Here is a 17,995-nt window from a genome sequence, read left to right on the forward strand (position 1 = left end):
AGGCATCCTGGATATCAAAAGGAGTGGGACGATTGCAGCTCAAAATTTTAGGGGCAGCCGGCGAGGTGACCGGTTCGCTTTACCTGCTGGAAGCCGGTGCGAGCCATGTTTTGGTCGATTGCGGCACCTTTCAGGGCAGAGACGAGGACAGGCGCAACGCCGAAACTTTCCCATTTGATCCGATCGGTATCGACGCCGTGCTTTTGACCCACGCACACCTCGACCATTCGGGTCGCATCCCACTCTTGGTAAAACGCGGCTTCCACGGTCGTATATACGCCACATCACCCACGGTGGAGCTGTGCGATGTCTTGTGGCGCGATTCCACTCGCCTTATGAAGGAGGAAGCGGAATGGCGCACCAGGAAAAACCGCCGCCGCGGCCTCCCTGCCGTATTCCCTCTGTATGACGAAGCGGATGTAGATCAGGCGATGGTTTTGTTTCAACCCACTACCTATGACGACGTCTTCGACGTAGCGCCAGGAATTCGCGTTCGCTTTCGAGACGCGGGGCATATGTTAGGCAGCGCCATACTGGAGGTGTGGCTCAAGGAGAACGACGAAGAGGTCAAGGTCGTATTTTCTGGAGACCTCGGGCAGCAGGAATCCGTCCTCGAGCGCGACCCTGCCGTCGTCGAAGACGCTCATTTTGTGGTGATCGAGTCTACCTACGGCGACCGCAGGCATAAAAGCTGCGCCGAAACGCGAAAAGAATTCGCATCGATCATGGGAGAAGCCCTCGGCGATCGCTCGAAGGTTTTAATCCCCACGTTTGTCGTAGAGAGGGCGCAGCGCGTGCTGTACGAGCTTTTGCTCCTCCAGGAAGAGGGGGTATTGCGAGACAACGTTCCCATATACTTAGATTCCCCAATGGGCGTAACAGCCACGGAAATCTATCGCAAATATGCCTCTCTGCTCTCCGCTGAGCTTCAGGGGAGGCTTTTAAAAGGTGGAGACCCTTTTGCGCCGAAACAGCTAAAAAAAGCGATCACGCCACAAGAGTCGCGGGCCATCAACGATGTGCGCCACGCTGTAGTCTTGGCGGGAAGCGGCATGGCTAATGGCGGAAGGATCGTCCACCATTTAAAACATAGTTTGTGGGATCCCAAAAGCCACGTGATATTTGTGGGCTATCAAGCTACCGGCACGCTGGGACGTCGCATAGTGGAGGGTGAGTCTTATCTGCGCATTGCCGGCGAGGAGGTGCAAGTCAAAAGTCAAGTGCACACGGTAGGCGGATTTTCCTCGCACGCCGACAGAGGCGATCTGCTTGCGTGGGCCTCTAACTTCAAAACGTCTCCTCTGTTTTTGGTCACACACGGGGAAGCGAAGGCGTCGGAATCGCTTGCCTCAGGGCTTGAGGAGTCGGGTTTTAAAGCCCTCGCGCCTGTTGCGGGTTATACCATCGCCTTGGCGCCTGAACGCAGGGAGATTCCCATCGTGGCCACCGCCACGAAAAGGGTCAGCGACGATGCGCGGCAAGCTTTACGGGACGTAAATTCGCTCGTGGCGTCCCTCCTTGGGCAATTGAACGGCACAGAGGATTTAGACGACCTGCTTCCCCTCTTAATGGCAGCGAAGACCCTGCTTGAAACCGCCAACGCCAAGCTCTTAACCCGTTAAACGTAAGCCAGTCGAACCCCCGGTGGTTGACAGGGGGAGGGTGCATGGTATAATTGGCTCTAACATAGCTTTGGGGGTAAGAGCAGTGGCGTTGTGCGGCCGATTGAGACGAGCCAGACGAATAAGACCTGAGCTTCCCGAGTTCGTTCTTTTTAACGAAGGGCGATGAAGGGGAAGAGTAGGTTTTGTGGCTCGTTGACAGAGAGGGAACGCCGCGGCTGAAAGCGTTCCTCAATTGGCACAAAGCTGAATAGAGCCCCTGAGCCGGCTTCCGAAGAAAGGCCAAGGCCAAGTAGGAGCCCGGGCGGTCTTCCGTAAAAAGACCTAAAAGAGAGTGGGCAGACCTTAAAATCTTAAGATCTGCCAACAAGGGTGGCACCGCGGGTTAAAGCCCGTCCCTTTTGACGAAGGGGCGGGCTTTTTTAATGGGAACACAAAAGATCACAAAATAGTTAAGCAGGAGGGAGTATAAATGGCAAAGGAAAAGGTGGTATTGGCTTACAGCGGTGGGTTGGACACGTCGGTTGCGGTGAAGTGGCTCCAAGATCAGGGATATGACGTGATCACGTTTACGGCCGACGTGGGGCAGGGCGCAGTGGATCTGGCTGCCATCAAGGAGAAGGCGCTTAAGACCGGCGCGGTCAAGGCTTACGTGATGGATCTCAAAAAAGAGCTGGTGGAGAACTACGTTTGGCCAGCTCTTAAGGCCAACGCGATGTATCAAGGCGCTTACCCCTTGAGCGCGGCTCTGTCTCGCCCTCTCATAGCTGCTCATTTGGTCGAGATCGCCGAGGCCGAAGGCGCCGTGGCGGTGGCTCACGGCTGCACGGGCAAGGGACAGGATCAGGTGCGCATCGAAGTGTGCGCCAAAGCCTTGAAGCCCGATATAGAGGTAATTGCTCCCGTGCGCGATTGGCACTATACGAGGGAGCAGGAGCTGGAGATCGCCACCAAACACGGCATACCCGTGCCGCGCGCCGATTCCGGCATCTACAGCGTCGACGAGAACCTCTGGGGGCGCTCCATTGAGTGCGGACCTCTTGAGGACCCCTGGAACGAGCCGCTATCGGACGCATTCACTATGACGAAGGACCCGTGGGAAGCGCCTGATAAACCGGAGTATGTGATCATATCCTTTGAGAAGGGTATCCCCGTTGCACTTGATGGAAAGAAGATGGACGGCGTGGATCTCATTCAGAAGCTGAACGCCATAGCCGGGGAGCACGGCGTGGGCAGGGTCGACATGATAGAAGATCGGCTCGTGGGCTTCAAGAGCCGAGAGGTCTACGAGTGCCCTGCGGCTATTACACTGATCCAGGCACACAAAGCCCTCGAGAACATGACGCTGTCCAAAGATGTCTTGTCGACCAAGGCGGGACTCGAGAGCAAATACGCGGAACTGGCCTATGTGGGATATTGGTTTTCTCCCTTGAAAGAGGCGCTCGATGTCTTATTTGACCATATTGAAGGGCATGTGACAGGCGATGTGAGGGTGAGGCTCTATAAGGGGCAGGCAGTCGTGGTGGGCCTGAAGTCGCCAGAATCGCTCTACAGCCTTGATTTGGCGACCTACTCGGAAGGGGACGCCTTCGATCATGAAGCCTCCGTCGGCTTCATCACCATATGGGGGCTGCCCATAAAGACGTGGAGGCAAAAACACCCTGCTCCTTCGGCCAAGGCCTCTAAGTAGCAAACGATAGGCTGAGCTTTCTTTTGCGTAAGTGCCCGGAAGAATCCTCTTCCGGGCATCTAATCTCCTAAATTAACTCTCGCTTAGCGCCAATAGGCGCCGCTCTATGCGAGCCACTGCGCGGGCTTTGTCCGCCACCCACAGGGGGGCGACGAGGCGTGGTGGCTTCGCATCGGCCGTGAGGCGCTGGATGATCGCACCCTCAGGCAAGCTCGCGATGGCCGATGCCACGATCTCCGCATATTCGTCGAGCGTCAACGGAGCAAATCGCCCGGCTCGGTATTCCTCTTCCAGAGCCGTCCCGCGGAGCACGTACAGAGGGTGAAATTTGAACGCGCAGACGCCCCAGCTGGCCAACGCGGCGGCAGACCTGGCCAGTTGCAAATCGTCTTCCCCTGGTATGCCGGCGATGAGGTGGGCGCAAAGGAAAAACTTTCTGTCACGGCAGCGCTTTACGGCTTCTTCTACACAGCTAACGTCATGTCCGCGCCTTAGCCAGCGGAGGCTCTCTTCCGACAACGACTGGACGCCTATTTCGACCCATACGTCGAGCCCCTCGCCGGCGAGGTCGTCGAAATAGTCGAGCGCATCTTCGGGCAGGAGATCCGGCCTCGTGCCGAAGGCCAATCCGACGATCCTGGCGTGTCTTTCGGTGAGCCTTATCGCTTTTTCCACTTCTTCTGCAAGCCTGTCTAAGGGGAGGTTCGTGGCGGAGTAGCTTTGAAAGTAAAGGATGAGGGCCTGCGCTTTATATCGCGCTCTGATGGCCGCCGCGCCGCTTTTTATCTGCTCCTCGAGCGGTATGCCGGCCAGCGCCGCGCCGCTTCCGCCGCCTCGCTCGTCGCAGAAGATGCATCCTCCCCTTGAGAGGCCCTCTCTGTGGGGGCATCCTGCACCGAGGTCCAGGCACAGCTTGTGGACTCTTTCGCCGAACCTCTCCCGCAGGTAAGAAGACCAACTGCGATACGTTTTCATGTTAATGCCCCGGTCAGCCGGATGCTTTAAGTAAGTGCCTCAGTCAAATGCCTCGTCGGGGGCTGCGGGGAGGCCTTCCAGAGAAGAGCGGGCGCTCTGCACATCGCCGCTGGCCCGCGCCACATAAGAGTTGAGGCGCTCCCTCAACGCTCCGTCGCTCAGGGACAGTATGCGGGCGGCCATAAGCACCGCGTTTTTTACCCCCCCTATGCCCACCGCGGCCACCGGCACGCCGGGCGGCATTTGGGCCACAGAAAGCAGCGCATCTACCCCCTTTAAGGCTCCGGCCTCGAGTGGAACGCCTATCACCGGTATCAGTGTATAGGCGGCTATTGCGCCTGGAAGCGCAGCAGCGAGGCCAGCCATCGCGATTATTACGCCTATCCCGCGCTCCGCAGCGCGCTTGGCGTAAGATGCCACATCGTCGGGGGTCCTGTGAGCAGAAGCTATGGTTATTTCGTAAGGAATCGCCAGCTCCTCGAGCAGCTTTGCGGCCTCTTTTCCTCGCTCGAGGTCGGATTTGGATCCGATGACGATTCCCACCTTGGCGCTCATCGTGCATCTCCTCCTTTGCCTGGTGTTTTGGGCGACAGCGCCTGCCAGGCTATGTCGCGCCTGTAATGCGCTCCTTCAAAGCCTATGGCAGATACGCCTCTGTATGCCTTGGCGCGTGCCTCCTCGAGCGACGAGTCCAGTCCGACCACGGTCAAGACCCGCCCACCGCTCGTGACCAACTTCTCGCCGTCCCTTTTCGTGCCGGCGTGGAAGATCAGGACCCCTTCTGTCTTGCGGGCCTCCTCCAGGCCGCTTATCTCAAAGCCCACGTCGTAACGGTCGGGATAGCCCCCGGAGGCCATCACCACTCCAACGGCGCAGTCCTTTGCCTTGATGGCGTTTAACGACTCGGATTTTGCCACCGATAGCATGACCTCACCCCAATCGACGTCGCAGATCGGCAAGACCACCTGCGCCTCCGGGTCGCCGAACCGCGCGTTGTATTCCAGGACCCATGGCCTTTCGTCACGGTCCACCATTAGGCCGAGGTATATGACGCCTCGGTAGTCTATGCCTTTTGCTTTCAACGCGCGAGCGGTGCCATGGGCGATCTCTTCGATGCGCCCGATGAGGGCTTTGCTCGCCCAGGGAACCGGGGCATACGCGCCCATGCCACCGGTGTTGGGCCCTTTGTCACCATCGAGGGCGCGCTTGTGGTCCTGGCTTAAGGGAAGCAGGCCCGTATTTTTGCCATCTATCAGGAGCATCGCCGTTATTTCTCTTCCCGCGATGTAATCTTCGACGACAACGGTGCGGCCGGCTTCTCCCAACGCCCCTTCCTCTAAAAGCGAACGACACAGGCGCATCGCCTCGGCGAGCTCTTCTACCACGAAGGCCCCTTTGCCGGCGGCCAAACCGTCGGCCTTCACGACGAAGGGCGGGTGACGCAGGGACAGCGCCTCTTTTGCTTCGGCCACGGTGCGGCATATGTGAAAGGAGGGGGTGGGTATGCCGACGTCGAGCATGAAGGTTTTGGCGAAAGCCTTGCTACCCTCGAGGCGCGCCCCGTCAATTCCCGGACCGAAGACGGGGATACCCTCGCGCCTGAGTGCGTCCGGGACGCCCGTCATGAGGGGCGCTTCCGGTCCCACTACGACCAGGTCTGCCGATATCTTTTTGGCCAAGGCCAAGACATCATCGCCCTTTGTGGGGTTTGCCCCGTGCAGGTAGGCGACCTCGGCGATGCCGCCGTTGCCGGGCGCAGCGTGGATTTCGTCGAATGCCTTGGAGCGGGAGAGGGCCCACGCGATGGCGTGCTCCCTCGCGCCTCCTCCCAATATGAGGGCTTTCACGGCTTTACCTCCTTTAAGCTTTAAGCGGTGGCTTGGACTAATGGCGGAACGTGCGCCAGCCGCTCAAGAACATGCTCACGCCCAGGCGAAGGGCCGCCTCTTTGACTTCTTCGTCGCGCACGGAACCGCCGGGTTGGATTATGGCCGCTATGCCGGCCTGCGACGCCAGCTCCACGCTGTCTGCGAAGGGGAAGAAGGCGTCTGAGGCGAGCACGGCTCCGCGCGCCTTCTCGCCCGCCCTTTCGAGTGCCCAACGCACCGCATCGACACGGCTCGGAAAGCCGCATCCTATACCTACAGTGCCTCCGTCCTTGACGACGGCTATGGCGTTGCTCTTTCCGAGGCAGGCCGCCTTCCAGGCCAGGATCAAATCGGGCCACAGGTCGTTTCGCGGCTTGCCCACCCATTCGCCCGCCTCGGGCCTGGGGAGGGGAGGAGGGGTGTCTTCCTGAGCGAGAATGCCTCCCCACGTGCCCACCAGTTGGAGATCGTATGCCCGCCCGCCATTCCAACGGAGGAGGCGCATGTTCGGCCGCTTATCCTTCAAGAGCGATAGGGAGTCGGGTTCGAAGTCCGGCGCTATCGCGATTTCAAAGAAGCGCTCGCTCAGCGTTTCGGCCAGGTCTGTCGTCACGCGGCGGTTTAAGCCCACTATACCGCCGAAGGCGGAGACGGGATCACATTCCAGGGCTTTCGCGTATGCCTCTTTGAGGTCTCTTCCGCAGGCCATCCCACAGGGGGAGGTATGTTTGACGATGATGCAGCCAGGTTGGTCGGAGAGGAGCGCGCACCCGCGCAGCGCACAATCGGCGTCGAGGATGTTGTTGTAGGAAAGAGGTTTGCCGGAGAGGACCTCCCAGGGAAGGTTCGACAACGGCGGGAGGTAGAGGGCCGCAGCTTGGTGGGGGTTTTCGCCGTAACGCAGGTCGAGGACTTTATCCATCGCCAGAGGCAGTGCTTGAGGAAGCCCCGCCTTCTCTCCGAGCGCTTCGCAGAGGCCGGCGTATATGACCGCGTCATATCGCGCCGTATAGGAAAAGGCCTTGAGTGCCAGGCGTTCCCTCGTTGGCAAGGTGACGTTGCTTTCTGAATCGATTTCGTCCAGCACGAGCTTGTAGTCGGACGGATCGGTCACGACGACGACGTAGTGATAATTCTTGGCCGCCGCCCTGATCAGCGTCACCCCTCCGATGTCTATGTGTTCTAACAGTTCGTCCAGGTTCGCTCCCTGGCGCGCCTTCTCTTCGAAGGGATAGAGGTTGCATACTACGATATCTATGAGGGGGATGCCGTATCGCTCGACGTCGTTCAAGTCCTCCTCGAAGTGGCGTCTGGCGAGGATGCCGCCGATTACCGCTGGGTGCAGCGTTTTTACCCTTCCTCCCAAGATGTGGGGATATCCTGTAAGGTCGGCCACTTCCTTGACGGGGACCCCTGCCTTTTCAAGGCACCTCGCCGTCCCCGAAGACGAGAGGAGCTCCCACCCCCTCTGGGATAACCCCTTGGCGAACTCCTCTATGCCGTCTTTGTTCCATACAGACATGAGCGCTCTATGTTCGATCAAGCTTCATGCGCCTCCCTTCTTTCTTGTAACGGCCCGCGAAGAGGTCTTTGAGCGTCCTCCAGTAGATGTCGTGTTCTACTTCGTGGATGCGCTCCTCGAGCTCTTCCAGCGTCTGGCCTTCATCTATGGGCACGCAGCGCTGGGCCAAGATCGGGCCGTGATCCATCTCCTCGTCGACCAGATGAATGGTTACTCCGGTGACTTTGACGCCGTAATTCCAGGCTGACGCTATCGCCTCTGTGCCGGGAAAGGCAGGAAGCAGAGCCGGGTGGATGTTCACAATTCTGTCCCTGAAGCGGGATATGACGCGAGGGCTCAAGATGCGCATAAATCCGGCCAGCACCACCCACTCGACGCCCTTTTTCTCTAAATGCTCAAGGAGCAGCCCTTCGGCCTCGTCTTTGCCCTTCTCTCGGTAAGGCAGCACCAGCGTGGGCAGCGAAAGCGCTTCAGCGCGGGCCAAACCTTCAGCGTCAGGGCGGTCGCTGCCGACGAGCCGGATATCGGCGTCGAGGTCGCCCGAGGCGATCCTGCGCGCCAGCGCAACCATATTCGTGCCGCGCCCGGAGAGCATTATGGCTATCTTGGGCATGATGCGACCTTGCCTATGATTATCGCCTTCTCTCCCGTCTCTTCGAGCGCGCGCCTCACGGCGCTTTCGTCCTCGGGCGAAACGACGAGGACGAAACCTATCCCCAAGTTAAAGACGCGCCGCATCTCTTCCTCTTCGACGCCGGCTTCGGCGATGCAGCGGAATACGGGAGGTCGCTTCCAGCTTGAGAAGTCTATCTCGGCCCTCATGCCCGACGGGAGGGAGCGATTTATGTTCTCCTCGAGCCCGCCGCCCGTTATGTGAGCCATGGCCTTGACGGCGCCAGTCGAAGATGCCTTTAGGGCCTGGCGGACGTAAAGCCTCGTGGGGCGCAACAGAACGTCGGCGGCCGGCTCTTTTAGGGCCTTTTCCAGCCCTTCCATTCCCCCTGGCGGACCAAAAAATAGCCGACGGACGAGCGAGTAGCCGTTGCTGTGGAGCCCGGAGCTTTCAAGGCCGACGAGCAGGTCTCCCTCTTTGACTCCTTTCCCGTCGACGAGCGCCTGAGGGCTCACCGATCCGACCGCGAAGCCGGCCAAGTCGAACCCTCCCGGTGGATAGACGTCGGGCATCTGGGCGGTCTCGCCGCCCAGGAGGGCGCAATCGCAGGCCTTGCATGCCTCTGCGACCCCTTCCAATATCTCGCCGAAGACGTCTTCGTCCAAGGTGCCGCAGGCGATGTAGTCGAGGAAGAAGAGCGGCCTCGCCCCGCAGGTGACCAAGTCGTTGACGTTCATGGCTACCAGGTCCTGGCCGAGGCCCTTGTAGCGCCCGAAATGCCTCGCCACCTCAAGTTTTGTCCCCACGCCGTCGCAGCATCCCGCCAACAGCTCGCCGTCAGAAAATTTATAGAGGCCGCAAAACCCGCCTATTCCTTTGGCAACGTTAGGGTCTCCGTCCCCGATCACGGCTTTTATGCGCTCCACCCAAGAGTGGGCCTTCTTCAGGCTCACTCCCGACTCCTCATAGTTCAAAGCCACCCTCGTTTCCCTCCTCTAAATATTCCCCGTTGAAGCAGGCCAGGCACAGCTCATCCCGCGGCATTCCTATTGCGGCGACGAGGTCGCTCTCTTTCAGGTATGCCAGCGAATCGACTTCTATCGAACTCTTCAAGTCTTCGAGCGAGGCGAAGCGCGCCGCAGCGAGCTCTTGACGAGTCGGCGTGTCGATGCCATAGTAGCAGGGAAAACGAACCGGGGGTGAGGATATGCGCATGTGGATCTCCCTCGCTCCGCACTTGCGCATCATCGACACAACCTTGGCCACCGTCGTCCCCCTCACGATGGAGTCGTCCACCACTACGAGGGGCTTACCGTCTATCACTTCTCTCATGGGGTTGAGCTTTATCTGCACGCCCAGCTCTCGCACCTTTTGCGTCGGTTGAATGAATGTCCTTCCCACGTAGCGGTTTCTCACGATGGTTCTTTCGTAGGGCAGGCCGGAAGCGTCTGCGTAGCCTGTGGCGGCTATGGTTCCGCTGTCGGGCATGTCCGTCACGAGTTGAGCCCGTGAACATGGGGAAGCCGCGGCGAGCCGCCGCCCCATCTCCTTGCGCACGATGTAGACGCAGCGCCCGTCTATTATGCTGTCGGGCCTGGCGAAATAGACGTATTCGAAGGAGCAAAAATAGTGCCTTTTCGCCTTCAGGGGGATGCGAAGGCTCGAGAGGCCGCCGTCGTTTATGACCACTACCTCTCCCGGTTCTATGTTGCGAATGACCTCGGCTCTGATGAGGTCGAGGGCACAGCTTTCCGATGCCACATAATACGTATCGTCTCGCCGGCCCAAGACGAGCGGACGGAACCCCCAGGGGTCGCGCGCCGCCACGAGCGCGTCTTTGAAGAGCACGGCCAGACTGTAGGCCCCGTTCAGGCGCTCGAGCGCGTCTATCAAGGCATCGAGGGGGGCTTTGTGCGATTGATGTGCCATGAGATGTATGATGACCTCTGTGTCGGTGGTGGACTGAAATATCGCACCTCTGTTTTCTAAGTTAAGGCGGATGCCCTCGGCGTTGGTTATGTTGCCGTTGTGAGAAATGGCCACCGGTCCCTTGGCGTAGTTCGCCGCCAACGGCTGAGCGTTCGTTATGATCGAGGCTCCGGATGTAGAGTAACGGACGTGGCCTATGGCCCCGCGGGCCGCTATCTGAGACAGCCTTTTCTGGTCGAGAGCCTCGTGGACTAAACCCATGCCTTTGAAACTCTGCAACATCCCATCGGGGCCTATCCAGGCCACGCCTGCGGCCTCTTGCCCCCTATGCTGCAGAGCGAAAAGCCCCAGATATATGTCTTCGAGCAACAACTTGTCTTTTTGAGCGAAAGCGCCGAATACGCCGCACATTACGGTCTCCTCCAGGCTCGAATGAGCTTTTCTAACCGGACCTTGAAGAGGCCGTTTACGGATAACTCGCTCCCTCCGACCTTGCCGATGTGGCTCACGGGGAAGCCCTGCCATATATGGCAAAAGGCGGCCGCTTTATCCGGCGGGATGGCATATATGGCCCTCGGTCCCCCTTCGCCGAAGAGCAAGAGCTCCGGCTTCGCTTCCGCATCAAAATTCACTTGCGCTCCCTTGCCGCTTTCTATGGCTTCCTTCGCCAGCGCCAGGGCCAACCCTCCCCCTGCAAGCGCCAGGGCGCTTTCAGCCACCCTGCTTTTGGCCGTCTTTGCAGCGCGCTCGAGGAAGGACTTTTCCTTTTGTGCATCGAAGGGGACCGGCACGCCGCGCGGCTTTCCGGAGAAGACGTGTTGGTATGCGCTTCCGGCCAGCGAGCCGCCGGGCGAACCGACGAGGAAGAGGCGGTTCCCCTCTTTCCAGCGCCCAGATGGGAGGAAATCCTCCAGCGAGTCGACGAGGCCTACGATGCAGGCGAGGGGCGTGGGCAGTATTTTGGACTTCGACGTCTCGTTGTAGAGGCTGACGTTGCCCGAAACCACGGGGCAGGCCATCTCGCGGCAGGCCGTCGCCATTCCGCGCACAGCCTCCTCCAGCTCCCAAAACTGGTCCGGCTTTTCCGGCGAAGGGAAGTTAAGGCAATCGGTCATTCCCAACGGCACGGCTCCGCATACGGCCAGAGCCCTCAGGCCTTTGGCCACGGTCTCTGCCCCTCCCGAAAATGGGTCGAGGCGGCATTTCCACGGGTCGCTTTCCATGACCAACGCGAGGAATCGGCCGTTCGGCTTTATGCGCAACAGCGTTACGGGCGAACCCGGGCCGACGATCGTGTTTATCTGCACCATGTGGTCGTATTGCTCGTATATCCACGACTTATCCGCCCAGTTGGGGTGAGAAAGCAGAGAAACGATCGCGTCTTCCCATCCCTTGGGAGGTTTTGTCTGCTCGGCGCCAAGGCATTGTCTATCGTTTAAATCTTCGGGAGGCAGAGAAGGCCACGATATTTCGGGACACCCCCCTCCCAAGAGGGAGGCTGGCACATCGGCGACCACGTTGCCTTTATACTTGAGGACGAATCTGTCGCCAGGCGTCGTCGTGCCTATCGGTGCGCAGTTCAGCCCCCACTTGGCGGCGACGCTCTCCACGAGTTCCATGTCTTTTTTCTGCACTATCAGGAGCATGCGCTCCTGCGACTCCGAAAGCGCTATCTCCCAAGGAGCCATTCCCTCTTCTCGCAGGGGGACTCTGTCGAGTTCTATGTTTACACTGACGCCGCTCTTTGCGGCCACTTCGCTGGCGGAGGATGTGATACCGCCGGCCCCCATGTCCTGCATGCTAACTACCGCGCCGAGCCCGACGAGCTCCAGGCAGCATTCGACCAACAGCTTCTCCGCGAAGGGGTCGCCGATCTGGACCTGCGGGCGGCTGCTTTTCGTCTCATCTGCCAGTTCCACGGATGCGAAGGTGGCGCCACCGATGCCGTCTCTGCCCGTGGGGGATCCGATCAGGACCGCCACCTGCCCCGAGGCAGCCGTGGAGGACTTGATGACGCGGTCCAGCCGCACCAAGCCCAGGCAGAAGGCGTTTACGAGGGGGTTTTCGTCGTAAGAAGGGTCGTAGGCCGTCTTGCCTCCCACCGTGGGCACGCCCACACAGTTGCCGTAATCGCCGACCCCCCTTATGATCCCGTCCGAGAGCCGCCTCGTGCTTCGTGCGCCCTCTCGACCGAAGAACAGCCCGTCCATGGAGGCGGTGGGTTGCGCCCCCATCGCGAGTATGTCCCTGATTATTCCCCCTACGCCCGTGGCCGCCCCTTGATATGGCTCGACCGCGGACGGGTGGTTATGGCTTTCCACCTTGAAAGCCGCACCCCAACCGTCTCCCACGTCGACGATGCCGGCGTTCTCTCCGGGGCCCTGGACGACGCTTTTACCCTCTTTGGGGAATAGGCGGAGGAGGCGGCGCGTCGATTTATAGCTGCAGTGTTCTGACCACATGACGGAGAACAAGTGCAGCTCGGTCTCGTTGGGCTCTCTCCCGAGCCCTTCTACGATGGCATCGAATTCTTCGTCTCGCAATCCCAAGGTGCGATGGTTCAATGTGCACCACCTCCTTTGATCCATTCGCTTATGGATTGCCACATGAGCGCGCCATCTACGGAGCCGAGGACGGGCTCGCTCGCTCTTTCGGGGTGCGGGATCAGCCCGAGCACGTTGCCGCCCTCGTTCACCATGCCGGCTATGTTGTTGAGCGCTCCGTTCGGGTTTGCCTCGTCGGTCGCCTCGCCGGTCGGCGTGGCATATCTGAATACCACCTGGCGCCTTTTCTCCAAGGCGTCCAGCTCATCTTTGTCCAGATAATACAAGCCTTCATGATGGGCTATGGGGAAGTGCACCACCTGGCCGATCTTGTAGCGCAGCGTGAAAGGCGTGTCGTCGCGCTCAACCCTGAGCGTGCAGGGCCTGCATATAAACGACAGCGTGCGGTTAGGCAGGAATACACCTCGCAGCATTTTGGCCTCCGTCAAGATCTGAAAGCCGTTGCATATGCCCAAGACCAAGCCCCCCGAAGAGGCGAAGCGCTTTACGCCCTTCATTATCGACGATCTAGCCGCCATAGCTCCGCACCGCAGGTAGTCGCCGTAGCTGAAGCCGCCGGGCAATATCACGAGGTCTGTCCCGGCAGGTAGGGATTCGCTCGCATGCCATACCATTTCGACGGATGCCCCGATCGTGACCTCGACGGCATGAGCCACATCGGCATCGCAATTGCTCCCGGGAAAGACGACCACAGCGACCTTCATTTCCCTTCTTCCTCCACCACCAGAGAATATTCCTCTATGAGGTCGTTGACCAACAGATCGCTGCACATCGCCTCCGCTCGTCGGCGTGCGGCGCTTTCGTCGGCGGCCTCGAGGGTGATCCTCAGATATTTCCCCACGCGCACGTCCTGGACTTCGCCGTAGCCGAGATCGTGAAGCGATCGCAATATTGTCCTTCCCTGAGTGTCGAGGACGCCCTCTTTTAGGTATATTAGCAGGCTGGCTCTGTATCTCATGTCTATGCCTTCATTTCTTCGAGGCGACGCCAGATCTCTTCGTAGGCCTCTAAGACGTTGCCCATGTCCTTGCGGAAGCGATCCTTGTCCAAGCGGTCACCGGAGGTGCGATCCCAAAGCCTGCATGTATCCGGCGATACCTCGTCGGCGATGACGAGGTTGCCGTCTCTGTCCTTGCCGAACTCCAACTTGAAATCTACCAGGAATATGTTCAGCTTTTCGAATAGCTCCGACAATGCCTTATTCACGTCGAGGGCCAGCTTTTTCATTTGCTTGAGCTCCTCTTCCGTGGCCCATCCGAAGAGGAGCGCGTGATCTTCGAGCACCAGCGGATCGCCCAAGGCATCGTTTTTGAGGTAGAACTCAACAAGAGGCCGTGGCAGCCGCATCCCCTCTTGGACGCCCAGCCGTTTGCATATGGAGCCCGTGGTCAGGTTTCTAACCACCAACTCCAACGGCACGATAGTGACCCTTTTGACCAGCTGGTTCAGCTCGTCCAGCCGGCGGATGAAATGGGTGGGGAAGCCCAAAGCGCTCAGATGCTCAAATATTTTGGAGCTTACGAGGTTGTTGAGCTTTCCCTTTCCCGCCATGGTGGCTTTCTTCAGCGCGTTGAAGGCGGTGAGCTCGTCTTTGTATTCCATTATGCACAGCGCAGGGTCATCCGTAGCATAGAGCTTCTTGGCTTTCCCTTCGTAAAGAAGTTCCCCCTTCGTCATAGCCTTGCCTCCTTATGATCCTTCGGATATGCATACATTATTGCCAATGTGGGCATCCAGGTCAACGATGCGCCGGCACGATCATTTGTGGCGCCTAAGCGTTACAATAAATTATAGCGAGTCTATGATGTAAATTATCATTCATCGGGGGGTTGACGACCATCAAAACGCCTTGGAGAAACCGATTGAAGGGTCTATTCTACGGCTGGAAACTGGTTATCGCGACCATAGTGATCCTCTTTGTAGCTTACGGCATCAGGGGCTCCTTCGGCCTCTTTGTGCGCCCTCTTTGTGCCGAGTTTTCCTCTTCCAGAGGAGCCTTTTCTTTCGCCTTCACTCTGAGTTTGATCACCTACGGTATATCTTCCCCGCTAATTGGCAGGCTCACGGACAAATTTTCGCCGCGCCTTTCCGTGTCGATCGGCGGAGCGCTCATTGGGCTTTCTATGTTTCTCCTTTCTACCGCCACTTCACTGCGTCACTTTTATATCTATTACGGCATCATCTTCGGAATCGGTTTGAGCGGCATCTGGCCTTCGTGCACCTCTACGATCAACAGATTTTTCGTAAGGAAGCGCGGCTTGGCCAACGGCATTGCTTCTTCGGGAATAAGCTTGGGTTACTTTATGACTTTAGGTGCCGCTTATAGTATCGAGTTTTTGGGGTGGAGACAGACTTTCGTAGTCATGGGGTTTTTGAGTTTTTTGTGCGTTGCTCTGCTCGGAGCTATCTTTATGCGAAGGGATCCCGAATCCATGGGCTTGCTTCCGGACGGGGAAACGGAAGCCTTAAATGCTCCGTTAAATGGGCAAACGGGCGCCTTGCGCGGCTTGGCCCCGATTGAGGCTATAAAAAAGGCTGAATTTTGGCTCGTGGCAGCTTTGTTTTCTTTCACGGTGGCGGCTACCTATATGTTAATAATTTACTTGGTGCCCTTTGTGGAGGATATGGGTTTAGGAAGAAGAAGCGAAGCGGCGGCGGCCCTGAGCTTGCTCGGTCTAATCAGCATAGCAGGGAGGTTAGGCGGAGGCTGGCTTGCAGATAGAGTTGGTAAGCTCAAAGCCTTGACGGTTTCTTCGGTTACGGTAATAGTCTCTTTGATTTCTTTGATATTCGTGCGGGACATCCGCGCCTTATATCTGATAATAGTGCTGTTCAGCTTCGGCTACGGCATATACCCGCCCCTTATCGGCCCGTTGGTGGCGGATTATTGCGGAAGGAAGAATCTTTCCACGATCTACGGCATGATCAATATCTTCATCGCTTTGGCTGAGGGTTTAGGGCCGCTGTTTGCAGGAGTGATCTATGATCTTACTAAGAGTTATTTCTTTACCTTTTTGTCAGGAGTTTTTTTAGAAGTATTGGCGCTTGGCGTCATTTTTATCCTTCAAAGAAGGCCTAAGATGGAGAGTTGGGATTAGGAGCGAAACCAAAACCCTTTCACCTTCTTGTTTGACTTATGATTTTTGATATTTCTAAATTTACAGTATTTTTTAGATTTAAGTTTAACTTATAAAATAACAACGACAACTTTAATAGCTTTTATTCAGCTTGGCTGTCTTTAAAAGAAAGCGCTTTAACGACAAAACCGCTAAAGCCGGCATTCATTTTTCTTTAAATGGCATATATTGAAAGAAGCGTTTTTCAAATTCCGGATAGCCTTCTAAGGGGATATGCCTTATTTTCTCTCTTAATATGCGAACTGCGTCCCAAGCCTTTTTGCCGCCCAATAATATTCTTTTGCACCCTTCTCCGGCCCCGTTCCCTATTGGTATGGCGTGCCCTTCAAGCTCTGCGGGCATCATGCCGACGGCTATGGCCGACTGCGGCGACAGAAAGCTCCCGAAGGCGCCCGAAAGCAGGCATTCTTCCACGTCTTGCCATTTCAGCCCCGCCCTTTCCAAGAGTATTTCAGAAGCGGCCCTGATCGCCGCCTTGGCGAGCTGAAGTTCGCGCACGTCGTTTTGGGTCAAGCAGAGCCTTTTACCTTCGCCCGATGCCAGAAATACGCGTCTCTCTCTGCCATCCCCTTCGATGCGCGACGCGATTGCCCGATACGGCACCGACTCGCGCGGCAGTATGCGGCCCGTGCTGTCGATGGCTCCGGCGCGGAGAAGTGCCGCCACTACGTCAAGAAGGCCCGAGCCGCACAATCCCTTGGGAGCCGAGCCTCCTATGACGTCGAGCTCGATGTCGCCTCCCGCAAGTCGTGCCCCCCCTATGGCCCCATCGGTGGCCCTCATACCGCAGGAGATGCGCCCCCCTTCGAAGGCCGGGCCCGCGGCTGTGGACGTCACGAAAATCTTTCCATCGTGCATGAGTCCTATCTCGCCGTTCGTGCCGAGGTCCATCACGAGGCGACTCTTTCCGTCGAAGGAGCTTTCTATCAGGTAGAGGAGCGCCAGCATGTCCGAGCCCACAAAGCTGGCTATCAACGGAAGAAATCGCACTCTGGCGTCGGGGGCTACCGGGATGCCCAAATCCTTCGCGCGATGCGCTTTTGAATCGCGCACAGCGGGTATGAAGGGTTTGCGGCTCAAATATATGGGGCGCAGGCCGAAGAAGAGGTGATGCATGCAGCTGTTGCCCACCAGCAACAGGTCGTAGATGCTCTCCGGCGGTATGTCGACGCTGCGGGCGGCCTCTTCGATAAGGGTGCTCACCTTCAGCCTGACTGCGGCCGTCATTGCCTCTAACGCTTTAGGATCGTCTGCGGCGCGGGAGATCCGAGAGATCACGTCGGATCCGAACGGAGCTTGAGGGTTCATCCCGGAGGATGTGCCCAATTCGTCACCTGTGGCGAGATCGAGGAGATAGCAGGCTATCGTTGTGGTCCCGATATCGCACGCCACGCCGTATATGCCGCTTTCCTTTTGCTCGATCGCTATTATCTCCTCGTCGCACAATATCGCCGCGCAGGCTATGGATTTGCCTGGTTCCCACGCGCTCGAGACAGCCTTGAGGGCTTCTTCGTTTATGGCGGTTGGGGCTTTGCCCGAGGCGGAGGTTGCAGCCCGGCATAGCGACTCTGCTGCATCGGCCGCGCCGCCCAGATCCTTCCAATCTATGAGCAACTTCGTTTTCCATATGTCGCTGTTAACCTCAACACGAGATATGTCTACCTGAGCTTTCGGCTTTGACGTATCTTCGAAGGAAAAATATACGGTAACATCGCCGAGCGCTTTGGCGCGGCAAGCCAAACGCCGGCCGAGATCCAATCCCTTTTGCCCGATGAGTTTCGTCTCGACTTCATCGGGAGGCGAGAGCTTTCCCTCGGCTCTGATCTGACATTTGCCGCAGCTGCCGTTTCCCCCGCAGGGGGCGTAGAGCGAAAAACCGGCTTCCCGCAGGGCCTCGAGCAGCGACATCCCTTCCTTAACGCTGATTTCAGAGTTGTCCCCCTTGGGGGCCGATATTATGCGGATCAGAACATCTCTTTCTCCGTCCAGCTTCTCGCACCTCCTAACTTTCGAATCAGTGCTAAACTAATTATTGCTCATCATCTTTCGCTTTGGCCACGCTGGACGGCTTTCGC

The 17,995-nt window shown here is 57.9% G+C and carries 15 protein-coding genes and 1 other annotated feature; of the genes, 3 read left to right on the top strand and 12 right to left on the bottom strand.

The features are described from left to right. Nucleotides 1-32 precede the first annotated feature (32 nt). Both EZM41_RS12860 and EZM41_RS12865 read left to right on the top strand, forming a co-directional pair. Complete coding sequence (locus EZM41_RS12860) at nt 33-1,622, top strand: MBL fold metallo-hydrolase RNA specificity domain-containing protein (protein WP_198471560.1); 1,590 nt, start codon at nt 33-35, stop codon at nt 1,620-1,622. A 156-nt stretch (nt 1,623-1,778) separates the two neighbouring features. Then, nucleotides 1,779-2,025, top strand: a binding site (T-box leader). Nucleotides 2,026-2,094: 69 nt separating this feature from the next. Beyond that, entirely contained in the window at nt 2,095-3,312 is a 1,218-nt protein-coding gene (locus EZM41_RS12865; RefSeq protein ID WP_198471562.1) for an argininosuccinate synthase, read from the top strand. A gap of 72 nt (nt 3,313-3,384) precedes the next feature. On the opposite strand, the gene EZM41_RS12870 is transcribed toward EZM41_RS12865, so the two are convergent. The 11 genes from EZM41_RS12870 to purC are packed head-to-tail and all read right to left on the bottom strand — an operon-like array spanning nt 3,385 to nt 14,460. Then, nucleotides 3,385-4,287, bottom strand: coding sequence for a TIGR01212 family radical SAM protein (locus EZM41_RS12870; RefSeq protein ID WP_198471564.1), 903 nt, complete (start codon nt 4,285-4,287; stop codon nt 3,385-3,387). Nucleotides 4,288-4,326: 39 nt separating this feature from the next. After that, the gene (purE, locus tag EZM41_RS12875) at nt 4,327-4,842 is read right to left on the bottom strand and encodes a 5-(carboxyamino)imidazole ribonucleotide mutase (RefSeq protein ID WP_198471565.1); all 516 of its coding nucleotides are present in this window, start codon (nt 4,840-4,842) and stop codon (nt 4,327-4,329) included. Continuing rightward, nucleotides 4,839-6,134, bottom strand: a complete 1,296-nt coding sequence (gene purD, locus EZM41_RS12880; protein ID WP_198471567.1) for a phosphoribosylamine--glycine ligase — start codon at nt 6,132-6,134, stop codon at nt 4,839-4,841. Before purD ends, purE begins: the two co-directional genes overlap by 4 nt. Nucleotides 6,135-6,171: 37 nt before the next feature. Further along, nucleotides 6,172-7,677, bottom strand: a complete 1,506-nt coding sequence (purH, locus tag EZM41_RS12885; protein ID WP_198471679.1) for a bifunctional phosphoribosylaminoimidazolecarboxamide formyltransferase/IMP cyclohydrolase — start codon at nt 7,675-7,677, stop codon at nt 6,172-6,174. 7 nt (nt 7,678-7,684) lie between these two features. Then, the gene (gene purN / locus EZM41_RS12890; RefSeq protein WP_198471569.1) at nt 7,685-8,290 is read right to left on the bottom strand and encodes a phosphoribosylglycinamide formyltransferase; all 606 of its coding nucleotides are present in this window, start codon (nt 8,288-8,290) and stop codon (nt 7,685-7,687) included. Beyond that, nucleotides 8,278-9,270 carry a phosphoribosylformylglycinamidine cyclo-ligase gene (purM, locus tag EZM41_RS12895; RefSeq protein ID WP_198471571.1) on the bottom strand — a complete coding sequence of 331 codons (993 nt, stop codon included), beginning with the start codon at nt 9,268-9,270 and terminating at the stop codon, nt 8,278-8,280. Before purM ends, purN begins: the two co-directional genes overlap by 13 nt. Next, entirely contained in the window at nt 9,254-10,630 is a 1,377-nt protein-coding gene (purF, locus tag EZM41_RS12900) for an amidophosphoribosyltransferase (RefSeq protein WP_232619383.1), read from the bottom strand. Before purF ends, purM begins: the two co-directional genes overlap by 17 nt. After that, the gene (purL, locus tag EZM41_RS12905) at nt 10,630-12,783 is read right to left on the bottom strand and encodes a phosphoribosylformylglycinamidine synthase subunit PurL (RefSeq protein ID WP_198471573.1); all 2,154 of its coding nucleotides are present in this window, start codon (nt 12,781-12,783) and stop codon (nt 10,630-10,632) included. Before purL ends, purF begins: the two co-directional genes overlap by 1 nt. Then, a complete protein-coding gene (purQ, locus tag EZM41_RS12910) occupies nt 12,780-13,487 on the bottom strand; it encodes a phosphoribosylformylglycinamidine synthase subunit PurQ (protein WP_198471575.1) in 708 nt (235 codons plus the stop codon). The genes purL and purQ overlap by 4 nt, the downstream gene beginning before the upstream one ends. Next, on the bottom strand, nt 13,484-13,741 hold the full coding sequence (purS, locus tag EZM41_RS12915; RefSeq protein WP_198471577.1) for a phosphoribosylformylglycinamidine synthase subunit PurS: 258 nt from the start codon (nt 13,739-13,741) through the stop codon (nt 13,484-13,486). Before purS ends, purQ begins: the two co-directional genes overlap by 4 nt. A gap of 2 nt (nt 13,742-13,743) precedes the next feature. Then, nucleotides 13,744-14,460, bottom strand: a complete 717-nt coding sequence (gene purC / locus EZM41_RS12920; protein ID WP_198471579.1) for a phosphoribosylaminoimidazolesuccinocarboxamide synthase — start codon at nt 14,458-14,460, stop codon at nt 13,744-13,746. A gap of 185 nt (nt 14,461-14,645) precedes the next feature. On the opposite strand from purC, the gene EZM41_RS12925 reads away from it, so the two are divergent. Further along, nucleotides 14,646-15,881, top strand: a complete 1,236-nt coding sequence (locus EZM41_RS12925) for an MFS transporter (RefSeq protein ID WP_198471580.1) — start codon at nt 14,646-14,648, stop codon at nt 15,879-15,881. Between the two features lie 183 nt (nt 15,882-16,064). On the opposite strand, the gene EZM41_RS12930 is transcribed toward EZM41_RS12925, so the two are convergent. Next, nucleotides 16,065-17,909, bottom strand: a complete 1,845-nt coding sequence (locus EZM41_RS12930) for an ASKHA domain-containing protein (RefSeq protein ID WP_342449338.1) — start codon at nt 17,907-17,909, stop codon at nt 16,065-16,067. Nucleotides 17,910-17,995 lie beyond the last annotated feature (86 nt).

It is taken from the genome of Acetomicrobium sp. S15 = DSM 107314 (assembly GCF_016125955.1).
Classification (GTDB): domain Bacteria; phylum Synergistota; class Synergistia; order Synergistales; family Thermosynergistaceae; genus Thermosynergistes; species Thermosynergistes pyruvativorans.